This window comes from Porphyromonas gingivalis ATCC 33277 (assembly GCF_000010505.1).
Taxonomy (GTDB): Bacteria; Bacteroidota; Bacteroidia; order Bacteroidales; family Porphyromonadaceae; genus Porphyromonas; species Porphyromonas gingivalis.
This window is the reverse complement of the sequence record NC_010729.1, coordinates 505,586-516,317: the sequence shown is the minus strand read 5'-3', so window position 1 is coordinate 516,317 and position 10,732 is coordinate 505,586. Positions and strand designations below refer to the sequence as shown.

8 protein-coding genes are annotated in these 10,732 nt (G+C 51.2%); 5 read left to right on the top strand and 3 right to left on the bottom strand.

From position 1 onward, the window contains the following. Nucleotides 1-25: 25 nt before the first annotated feature. From bioC to PGN_RS11085, 3 genes are read right to left on the bottom strand one after another with little or no spacing between them, the layout of a single operon-like run. Nucleotides 26-793, bottom strand: coding sequence for a malonyl-ACP O-methyltransferase BioC (gene bioC, locus PGN_RS02250; protein WP_039416931.1), 768 nt, complete (start codon nucleotides 791-793; stop codon nucleotides 26-28). Then, complete coding sequence (locus PGN_RS02245; RefSeq protein ID WP_012457530.1) at nucleotides 772-1,524, bottom strand: DUF452 family protein; 753 nt, start codon at nucleotides 1,522-1,524, stop codon at nucleotides 772-774. The genes bioC and PGN_RS02245 overlap by 22 nt, the downstream gene beginning before the upstream one ends. Next, on the bottom strand, nucleotides 1,514-1,690 hold the full coding sequence (locus PGN_RS11085; RefSeq protein WP_012457529.1) for a DUF1661 domain-containing protein: 177 nt from the start codon (nucleotides 1,688-1,690) through the stop codon (nucleotides 1,514-1,516). Before PGN_RS11085 ends, PGN_RS02245 begins: the two co-directional genes overlap by 11 nt. Between PGN_RS11085 and PGN_RS11760 the strand changes: the two genes are divergently transcribed. The 5 genes from PGN_RS11760 (at nucleotide 1,671) to PGN_RS02225 (ending at nucleotide 10,713) form a co-directional block, all read left to right on the top strand. Next, nucleotides 1,671-1,733 carry a DUF1661 domain-containing protein gene (locus PGN_RS11760; protein ID WP_230491412.1) on the top strand — a complete coding sequence of 21 codons (63 nt, stop codon included), beginning with the start codon at nucleotides 1,671-1,673 and terminating at the stop codon, nucleotides 1,731-1,733. The genes PGN_RS11085 and PGN_RS11760 overlap by 20 nt on opposite strands. A 188-nt stretch (nucleotides 1,734-1,921) precedes the next feature. Further along, complete coding sequence (gene cls, locus PGN_RS02240; protein WP_012457528.1) at nucleotides 1,922-3,343, top strand: cardiolipin synthase; 1,422 nt, start codon at nucleotides 1,922-1,924, stop codon at nucleotides 3,341-3,343. Nucleotides 3,344-3,410: 67 nt separating this feature from the next. After that, complete coding sequence (locus PGN_RS02235) at nucleotides 3,411-5,651, top strand: RelA/SpoT family protein (protein ID WP_012457527.1); 2,241 nt, start codon at nucleotides 3,411-3,413, stop codon at nucleotides 5,649-5,651. Nucleotides 5,652-5,908: 257 nt separating this feature from the next. Further along, on the top strand, nucleotides 5,909-8,896 hold the full coding sequence (locus tag PGN_RS02230) for a tetratricopeptide repeat protein (RefSeq protein ID WP_012457526.1): 2,988 nt from the start codon (nucleotides 5,909-5,911) through the stop codon (nucleotides 8,894-8,896). A 47-nt stretch (nucleotides 8,897-8,943) separates the two neighbouring features. Continuing rightward, the gene (locus PGN_RS02225; RefSeq protein ID WP_230847046.1) at nucleotides 8,944-10,713 is read left to right on the top strand and encodes a hypothetical protein; all 1,770 of its coding nucleotides are present in this window, start codon (nucleotides 8,944-8,946) and stop codon (nucleotides 10,711-10,713) included. Nucleotides 10,714-10,732 lie beyond the last annotated feature (19 nt).

Below are 10,732 nucleotides of genomic sequence, written 5' to 3'. Positions count from 1 at the left end.
GTAACCGTATGCCGCCTCCTGCATCCTACTTTGCAAGGAAATAAAGTGGAGTATAGGTCAGCGTAACTTGTCCGTCCGGGGTGGAGAACCGTTCCCGATACGCCTCATCGAATCGTGCCAATCGGCTCCGTGTCCATACCTCTTCGTGTCGGGGTGTCGCTGTAACGCCGGTGCGCTTCAGGTGCATGAGTACATCGCGAGGCGAATCGAACGTCAGTACAATCCGCTCCTCATGCTTATACACAGCAGAAAAAGCAGCCCCCAGCCATTTCATCAGTGCCTCTGTCGAAGGATAGTGCAGCCCTCGGTTTGTGAGCGTTCTTATCTCGGGAAGATTGTCGGGAGAGAAAGTATTGAAGAGAAAGATGCCATCGGGACGCAACAAGTCTGCCACCGTCCGAATGAATGACTCCGGATCCTTGAACCACTGAAAGGCCGATGCCGAGGTGATCAGATCGTAAGTATCCGTGTGGGGCATTGTCTCGGCTTCGCCTGCATAGAAAGAAACAGGGCTTACGCGTATATACTCCTCGCAGACCGGACATAAATCATTGAGCGTCCACTGCTTTACCGTAACGGTTTGAGCCAGTTGGCGCGTATAGACACCGCAGCCGCAGCCGTATTCCAGCACATGTTCGAAATGGTGACGCCCCATAGCCGTTAGAAGATCGGTCAGCCGCTCCCCTATACGATGCTGCGCCACGGCATACTTCTCGTAGTAGGGCAAAGCCGAAGTAAACCGTTTGATGACCAGTTCGCTGTCTACCTCTCTCAACTCCAAAGCTGCTCCCATTCGGTGAAACGGTTAAACAAATAGTGATCGCCTTCCGCTACGGTCTCTATGTTCCGACAGCCTCGCATCTGCCAAAAAGCCTGTTGATTCTTAGCCGGTATGATCCGATCCTTTGATCCTATCAGAGCTTTATCCCAGCTAAGCGGAGCAACAGGGTGAGGATCATCGCTTTTCAGCCTCTTCTCCTCTTCCTCGTAGACGCGTCCCAACTCTGCTTTAATTTCGTCGGTTTCCCGCGCTGCCAGTGCCTCGAACAGGTGTTTCAGCGATTTGCCTCCGCACATCCGCCTGTTGAATCGCAGGCGGTTTTCTTCCGTCAGACCGTCCAGCGTACCACGGAAGATATCCAAGGGTATTCCCATCGTATCGTCCATCGGATAGCCGGTGCCGCATATCGCTGCAGCCGAAACGACCGAAGGCAGCCTCCCCTCTCTCGAAAGCCTTTCGGCCGCCCATACGCCCATAGACCATGCCGACAAGCATATCTCGCGGTAGGGCGACCAATCGAAGTGCAGCGTATCCGTTCGATAGTCCCACACGTGCAGCAAGTCGTATTCGGGAGGAATAGCCAAATGAGAAACGGCTTCACGGGTCATAGCCCAGCCGTTGAAAAAAAGAATGAGTTTATTGGAATCCGGAGATTGCCGGAATAATTCTTTTTGCATACGCCGGCAAAGATAGTGAACTTCGTTGCTCTCTATCGTTCTCGCTGAAGGCTTCTCATTTTCCACCTTTTAGCCCTGCCGTCTCTCGAATGGAAGGAAAAGGATAATTATCGAAAAGGGGCAAAATGAAATTCTCAGGCCGGAAACGCTCCGATTGCGGCGCGTGTTTTCCCGAAAAGCGGCGCGAGAATTTTTTCGTTGCGGCGCGAGAAATTTTTACTTCCCGAGCCAAAACCGAAAAGTTTACGCGCCACGTTTTTCGGTACTGCGAATGATCTTTTTTTCGCGCGTAAATGCCAAAGACTGTCGGCTTCGAGGTACAGATCGAATTCGGATCGCTCCTTCGGAGCTGACAGTCTTTCTTCTCCGAGAAGAAAAAAGGAACCTGTGGGAGTCGCTCACCATGGGTTTTCTTGCTATTTTTGTTCGTATTCGGATTTCATCCTAAGAGGACGACCAACCTATGATTGCACTCTTAATAATCGTATACATGCTGATGACGGCTGCCGTCAGTGCCGTCATTATCAGCGAGAATCGCAATCCGCTGAAGGCTACTTCGTGGATTCTGGTCGTCTCTTTTGTACCCGTCTTGGGGCTTATTGTCTATATCTTTTTCGGACAGGATCAGCGCAGACGGCGTATTGTCAGCCGCCGTATATACAAGCGCATCATGCTGAAGCCTCACTATCTGTCCATCCCCGAAGCACAGTTGGAAGCCATGAACAATATCCAGCTGAATCCCATCATGAAGCTGATCAACAACAACTCGGACAGCCCCGTCATGCTCAGCTCGCCGCCGGATATATTCACGGCAGGGAAGGATATGTTCGACTGCTTCTTTCGCGATATAGAGGCTGCCCGCCACCATGTACATATTCAGTTCTACGTCATAGAGGATGACCATCTGGGCAGTCGCCTGTCCGATCTGCTTATACGCAAGGTGCAAGAGGGCGTGAAGGTGAGGGTCATATTCGATCATGTGGGTTCGTGGGCTACGAGCCGTGGCTACTGGAAACGACTGCGCCGAGCCGGAGTGGAAGCCTATCCTTTTATGCCGGTCTTCTTCCCCATACTGTCCAGCCGCGTAAACTACCGCAATCATCGGAAGGTAGCCGTTATAGATGGTAAAATAGGCTATTTGGGCGGTATGAATGTGGCCGATCGCTATTACTCGGGCAACAGGCTCGGTCTGTGGCGCGATACTCACTTCCGTATGATGGGCAATGTGGTGGCCGGTTTGCAGAGCAGTTTCCTGCTGGACTGGTATGTCGTATCGCGACGAGTCATCAATCTCTCCGGCTACTATCCCGATCTGCCGATACCCGTATCCGACGAGGGTGTGAAGATACAGCTCGTACGCTCCGGCCCCGTAGGGCAATGGCGTACCATCGAGCAGGCCACCATCTACTGTATCGAACGTGCCTGCGAACATGTCTATATCGAGACTCCTTACTTCCTTCCGACCGAAGGACTGAATAATGCTCTCATCACGGCAGCTTTGGCCGGCATCGATGTACACCTGCTGGTGCCCAAACGAAGCGATGCCCGTCTGCCACAAGTGGCTGCCTTCTCCTATGTGGAGGACCTCTTGCAGGCCGGTGTACATGTACACCTCTATACCAACGGGTTTCTCCATTCCAAGCTGATAATGGTGGATAGTCAGGTGGCTTCGATCGGCTCTACGAATATGGACTTCCGCAGCTTGGAAAATAACTTCGAATTCAATGGTATCATCTATGACGAGCCTACTGTCCGCCGATTGGAAGCCATCTTCTTCGAGGACTTGTTGCAGAGCGAACCGCTCGATCTCAAACGCTGGCGAAAGAGAAGCCGGATAAAAAAATTCAGCGAATCCTTTGTTCGCCTTTTCTCTCCTCTGCTCTAACCGATATGCTTTCCGACTACAAGTATGATCCATCGTCCACTATTCATTATCCCATCCTGTATCCCTCATGACAATACACGACAATACTCTTTTCTCCGCCGATGAGCGGAGTCGCTTCCTCTCCTCATACGCGAGTTTGATTCGTACACTGGCTCCCGATCGGCAGCTCGTGAAGAAAGTACGCAGTCTGCTGAGCCGTTTTACGGAGCTGGGATGTTTCGATCGCGACAAAAACGGTATGCACGGACTTTTGCGCAACATGGAAGTGGCACGCATAGCCTCCTGTGAGATCGGGCTGGGGATAGAGACCATCGGAGCACTCCTCTTCTATCGTCCGGCGATGAAGGGACTGATGAGACCGGAGGAGATAGCCGAGCTCATGGGCGAAGATGTGGCTCGCCTGATCGACCTCCTGCTGAAAACATCGGAGATCTACATGCGCAATACGGCTATCAATACGGCCAACTTCGAGCACTTCCTCCTCTCCATCGCCGAAGATATTCGCGTGGTGCTGCTCATCATCGCTGACCGTTCCTATCTGCTGCGCCAGGCCAAAGACATGGTCTGTGCCGAAGAGCGTACGGCCCTGGCTGCAGAGGTGTCTTATCTCTATGCTCCGCTGGCACACAGGCTCGGACTCTATGCCATCAAGAGCGAAATGGAAGACCTCTGTCTGAAATATACAGACCGGCAGACTTTCGACTTCATCAAAAGAAAACTCGGAGAGACGAAGCGTAGCCGCGATGCCTATATCGAAGCTTTCATCGCTCCGCTGCGCCGTCGGCTGGACGAAGCTCTGCCCAATATCCCGTACGAGATGAAGGGGCGTACCAAGAGCATCAACAGCATTCGCAACAAGCTTCGTCAGCAGGGTATCGAGTTCGAATCCATATACGATCTTTTTGCCATACGAATCATATTGGATGTGCCCGTGAAAGATGAGAAAGCTGCCTGCTGGCATGTCTATTCCATCATCACGGACATGTATCAGCCCAATCCACAGCGAATGAAGGACTGGATCTCCATCCCCAAAAGCAACGGTTATGAGTCGCTCCACGTTACGGTGATGGGACCGCAGAATCGGTGGGTGGAGGTGCAGATTCGCTCCCGTCGCATGGACGAGGTGGCCGAAAGAGGATTGGCTGCTCACTGGAAGTACAAAGGTATCAAGAGCGAGAGCGGATTGGATGAGTTCCTCACTTCCGTACGCGAGACGCTTGAGGCACGCGATCACTCCTCGGACGATTCGGCGGAGACGGTGAAAAACTTCAAGATGAACCTCTTCACCGATGAGATCTATGCTTTCACTCCTACGGGAGAACTGATCAAGTTGCCTCAGGGAGCCAGTGTGCTGGACTTTGCTTTTGCCATCCATTCGCGCATCGGCTGTCAGGCCGTCGGAGCTAATGTCAATGGAAAGAATGTGCCGCTCAAACATAAGCTCGAAAATGGCGACTCCGTTTCGATCATTACCTCTGCTCAGCAGACCCCGAAGAAGGATTGGCTTTCCTATGTGGTCAGTTCCAAAGCACGCAATAAGATCAAGCAGCAGCTTCGCTTGCAGATGGAAAGCAGTATCGGCGTGGTCAAAGAGCTGCTGAACCGCCGTCTGAAGAACCGTAAATTGCCGTTTGAAGAAGCCGTATTCACGCGCGTGGTACGACGCAAGGGGTTCAAGCATCTGACGGATTTCTATATGGAGATAGCGGCCGACAGACTCGATGTGCAGGAGGTACTGGAGCTATACTCTCATGAATTGGAGGAAGAGCAGAGACGCGATGCCGGTTCGGGTGCAGCTCGTCGCAGTGCCGATACCTTTGTGGCGCATCCGCCCAAAGAGGAAGAAACCGTCAAAGGGGGAAAAAGCGACGTATTGGTTATCGACAACAATATGACGGGGGTGGAATACAGCTTTGGCAAATGCTGCAATCCTATTTACGGGGATTCCGTATTCGGATTCGTGAGCAATAGCGGTATCAAGATACACCGCACGGACTGCCCAAATGCGCCGGATATGTTCAGCCGATACGGTTATCGCATCATCGAAGCTCGCTGGAGCGGTAAGGGATCGACCGGATACGAGGCTACACTTCATGTCATAGGACAGGACAATCTGGCCATCGTGACGAACATAACTTCGGTCATCAATAAAGAACCGGGCGTATCGCTCCGAGCCTATTCGATCAATTCGAAGGACAATCTCTTCGAAGGGGTGTTCACGGTCGAAGTACCCGATACCTCGACACTATCCATCCTCCTTCGCAAGATCCGTGCTACGCATGGGGTCAAGTCGGCCGAACGACATTGACAGCCCCTTGCAAGTCTTTAGTAGTGGAGTACATGGTTTCAGACAGAATAGCGTATATTTACTATCAATATCGTGTAATGTTATAAGCGGATAAGGTATGGCGAGAATCCTTGCCACCGGCAGGAAAAAAGCTGACGGCTATGCGTTTATCACAGGCCTTGTCAAGGAGGTATAAAATAAAAGGCAATGGCTCAGAGTTAGTTAATAGGGCATTACGACCTGCTTCTCTGAAGACAAATAAGGAAACAGACTGATCAATGAAAAAACTGATATTATCGGCTCTTGTGCTGGGTGGAGCAATGACTTTCACGGCACAAGCCCAAAATAAAGCGGCAGAGCCCGCCGAAGAGTTTTTCCTCGAAGGGAGAGCGATGTTTATCCGCCAAAATTATGTGGGAGCCTTAGACCAATTCCGTCTCTATCGCTTGCACGGAGGGCAAGAGCACACTTTGGAGGCGGATTATTATAGTATCATCGCGGACTATCTGTTGGGAGCGGATCACGATTACGTCCTCGGCGCGGCAGACAATTTCTTGGACAATTTCCCCGAATCGATCGACAAATCCTGTGTGCGACTCCTCACAGGGGAGCTGATGATCCGGCATGAACAGTATTTGCGTGCCAATACCATTTTCTCCGACATCGACGATCGCACGCTCAACGATGAAGACTTGGCTGCATACCTGCTTTATTATGCATACGTGCGTATGCAGTTGAGCGAGAGCAATGCTTTGGCCGAGCAGATGCTGCTGAAGGCTTCCAAGAGCAGAGGTGAGCTGGGCGGACGTGCTCGTCTCCTCCTTGCTGCTATCCAAATAGAGGATGGCCGAATCGACGAAGCCGAACAGACTCTTTCGCGACTGAAGAATCACCCGCAATTTGCGGATGAAGCCGATGCTTATATCGCGGAAATCCAACTGCTGCGAGGCGACTACCGCGAAGCGGCCGAAATAGCCGACAGACTCTTGTCGCGCAATTCGTCCATGAGACAGCGACCTCAACTCCTGCGTGTGGCAGGCAATGCTTACTACCGTTTGGGCGATTCGAACAAAACCATCGACTATCTTTCCGACTACAGCGAAAAGGTAGGGGATCGTATCGCGCCTGCCGATGCTTATGCACTTGGTGTCACTTACTATAAGCAAGGTCTGATGAAAGAAGCACTTCGGCCACTTGCCGCTGCTACCACTGACGCCGGTTCTCTCGGTGCAGAGTCGGCTCTCTATCTCGGACAGGCACAGCTGGCCGAGGGGATGACGAGCGAGGCCCTTATGGCTTTCGAGAAAGCTGCGACTCAGGACGTCAATCGGCCGGTACGGGAGGTCGGAATGTACAATATGGCTATGCTCATGCGTAGTACGGGACAGTCGAGCTTCGGTCAGTCCGTACGCATTGCGGAGAACTTCCTCAATGAGTTTCCCCGATCTTCCCACCGCGAACAGATGGCTGCTATTCTTGTCGAATCATATTTCACCGGCAAGGATTACAATTCTTCCCTTAGATCGATCCAAAAGATTGCACAGCCGACGGCTTCCATTCTGGCCGCCAAACAGTTTGTGCTGAACCGTATGGCAGAACAAAAGGAAGCAGCGGGCTATGACAGTGAAGCGCTTTCTTTTGTGTCGAGCAGTATATCTATGGGAAACAAAGGGGAATATTTCCCTGAAGCATATTTCCTTCGAGGCAATCTGCGGTATAGAGCCGGTGACTTTCCGGCTGCAGCTGCGGATTACAGAGCCTATATCTCGGCCGCCGGTGATCGTGATGCGGCGAATCTTCCTTTAGGATATTATCGTCTGGGCTATTCTCTATTCAATGCCGAACGTTACGATATGGCTTTGGAGGCCTTCAAAGAGTATGTATCCCGATCCGGTATTGCCCCGAATCTCTCGGCTGATGCCTATGCCCGTATCGGAGACTGTAGGTATATGAAGCGCGACTTCCACGGTGCACGCGAAGCCTATTCCATGGCTTACCGCGTCTATCCTTCCGGAGGTGATTATGCCCTTTTGCGTCGTGCACGGTTGGAGGGACTGGCCAAACAGTATGCCGATCAGATCCAAACGTTGGACAAGCTCATTCGGGAATTCCCCGATAGCCGCCATCTGACAGCTGCTCTCTATGAAAAGGGGTGTGGTGCAGTGCTTAGCGGTAAGCATAACGTGGCAGAAGAAGCTTTCAATGCAGTTGTCAAAAGAAGCCCCGACAGCCGTGAAGCCCGACAGTCGTCCTTGCAGTTGGGTCTGCTCTATTATAATACGGGTCGAACGAAAGAGGCTATTCGCACATACCAACGGATCATTGACCGCTACCCTCGTAGCGAAGAGACGACTGTAGCCCTCTCGGATCTCCGTTCTATCTATTTGGAAGAGGATCGGATAGATGAGTATTCTGCCTATGTGCGTGGTCTGAAAGATAAGGTGTCCATTGCTCCATCCGAGACGGAACAGCTCGGTTTCCTTTCGGCCGAGCGCAAGTATCGCCGTCGCCAGCCCGATGCTCGTCGAGATTTGGAGGCTTATCTGGAGCGCTATCCACAGGGAAGCGATCGGCACAAAGCGGAATTGTACTTGGCCGATCTCGATTATCAGGCCGGCAATGCCGATGCGGCTTACAATCGCTATTCACGGTTGGTGAACAGCCCCGGTTTGCCCGAAGACTATAAGATCGATGCTCGCCTGCGTCTCGGTCGTATGCAATACGAACGCAAAGAGTACAAGGCTGCGCTGCAATCATTCCAATCCGTACTCGATACGGATGGTGCCGAAGCTGTCCGCGATCAGGCGGTGCAGGGAGTAACCGAGTCTGCCTATGCCGATAAGGATTACCGGAGGGTGATCGACGTCATTGCCGGATTGAAGAATCAGGCAGCTCTGCCTCATACTCTTCGTCTCTATCGTGCCAAAAGTTATCAGGCTCTGAAGATGAATCGGGAAGCGATTGCCGACTATGAACTCCTTGCCGAGGATTTCTCAACGGCCACAGGTGCCGAAGCCGTCGTGATGCAGGCACAGCTGGAAATGGAAGCCAAGCGTTTGTCCAAGGCGAAGTTTATCCTCGAAAAATTTATTGCCAAGAGTACTCCTCAGCAGTATTGGTTGGCACGAGGTTTCATCCTCTTGTCCGATATTTATAAGAAAGAAGGGGATACGTTTACGGCAAGGCAGTATTTGGAAAGCTTGGAAAAGAACTATCCCAATCATGAGGATGACATTCACGAACAGATAGCCCAACGGCTTGAATAATCTTCTGTACGATTCATCACTCTGAGTTGGAAATAATGAACAGCATCATGAAATATCAATTATATACGGCCGTCATAATGGTTCTCTCTGTATCATCCGTTTGCGGTCAAACCCCACGAAATACAGAAACCAAACGCCCCGACACGCTGCGCAGGGAGCTTACTATCGTTAATGACCAGACTGTGGAGATGGAGCATGCGGATCCGCTTCCGGCTGCATACAAGGCCATCGAACCTCGATTAAAACCTTTCCGTCCGGAATATAATAAGCGTACATTCGGATTTGTCCCTGAAGTTTCCTCTTCAGGCAGGAACAATCTTCCGAATATCCTGCCAACGGAAGGTCATATGAAGCACCGGGGGTACCTGAATATCGGTATCGGTCATACGCTAAACCAGCGAATGGATGCCGGCTATCGTCTGATAGATGCAGAGCAGGAGAGACTGAATCTTTTCCTCTCCTATCGTGGGATGAAATCGGCTTTCAATACCGGTGACTTCGACGGCGACAGAAAGGATAGACGAATGATGGCAGGAGTGGACTACGAGCAGCGCAGGCCTTCCTTTGTGCTTGCTACCGGCTTGTATTATTCGAACCATTATTTCAATCACTACGGACGGGGAGCTACCACCAATGTGGGCAGCATCCCTCAGCTATCGACACCTGTTACTCCTCAGATGGACAACGGGACCCACAACGTCCGTGTATACTTGGGTGCAAAAAATGATGTGATCGATGCCAGGATCGACTATCGTTTCTTCCGTTCTATTCCCTATCTGGGTACCGATCCGATGAAGGCTCTCACAGAACATACGCCTGAACTGAACGTGACGATGAGTAATGAGTTGTCCGATGATATTAAGCTCGGTGTCGAAGTTCGTACGGGAGGATTGTTTTTTGCCAAAAACAGCGAAATGATTCAAACGGGCGTTCTGTCCGAAACCGACCGCAACCTGTATTATGTGGAGGGCGCGCCCACAATCGGATTTGTCGGAGACTCGGACAATATGCAATGGAACATACAGGCCGGAGTAGGGATTTCTTCCCATTTCGGAACCAAAGGGAGGTTGTTTTTCTGGCCTAAACTGGATGCTTCGCTTAGTATCTTCCCTTCATGGCGTGTGTATGCGAAAGCCTTCGGCGGTGTGATTCGAAATGGTCTCGCCGATGTTATGCAGGAGGAGATGCCCTACCTGATGCCCAATACGATTGTACTCCCTTCGCGCAATGCTTTGACCGCCCAATTAGGGGTGAAGGGGAATATAGCCGATGTGGTACGTATGGAGGTTTATGGCGACTTCTCCAAGCTGACAGGTGTGCCTTTCTATACTCCGACTCTACCCTTATATAATCCATCCGACTTGTATCAGTATAATGTGAGTTTCTTGCCGTTATATGCCGACGGCAGCCGCTGGCGCGCAGGTGGTAAGCTGGAATACTCTTATCGCGATATGCTCCGCTTTCTGGTAGACGCATCCTATGGCAAGTGGAATTTGGATGGAGGGCTTGTCGCCTCCATGCAGCCCGATCTTATATTGAAGGCAGAAGTAGGTGTTCATCCCATTGCCCCATTGGATGTCAGACTCCGATATACACAGCTGAACGGACGGTATCGGTATTCTTTCGGCTCGGCTGGCTCGGAAGCCTTGGGTATCGGTAATGTACATCTTCTTAGTGCGGATGTTTCATACAAGCTGAAAAAGAACTTGAGCCTCTATCTCAAAATCGATAATATGCTGGCGGAAACGACAGAGCTTATCGGTTATTATCCGATGCAGCCGTTCCATTGTTTCGCCGGTTTTAGCTGGACTTTCTAATTCTCTTTTATAAATTTTA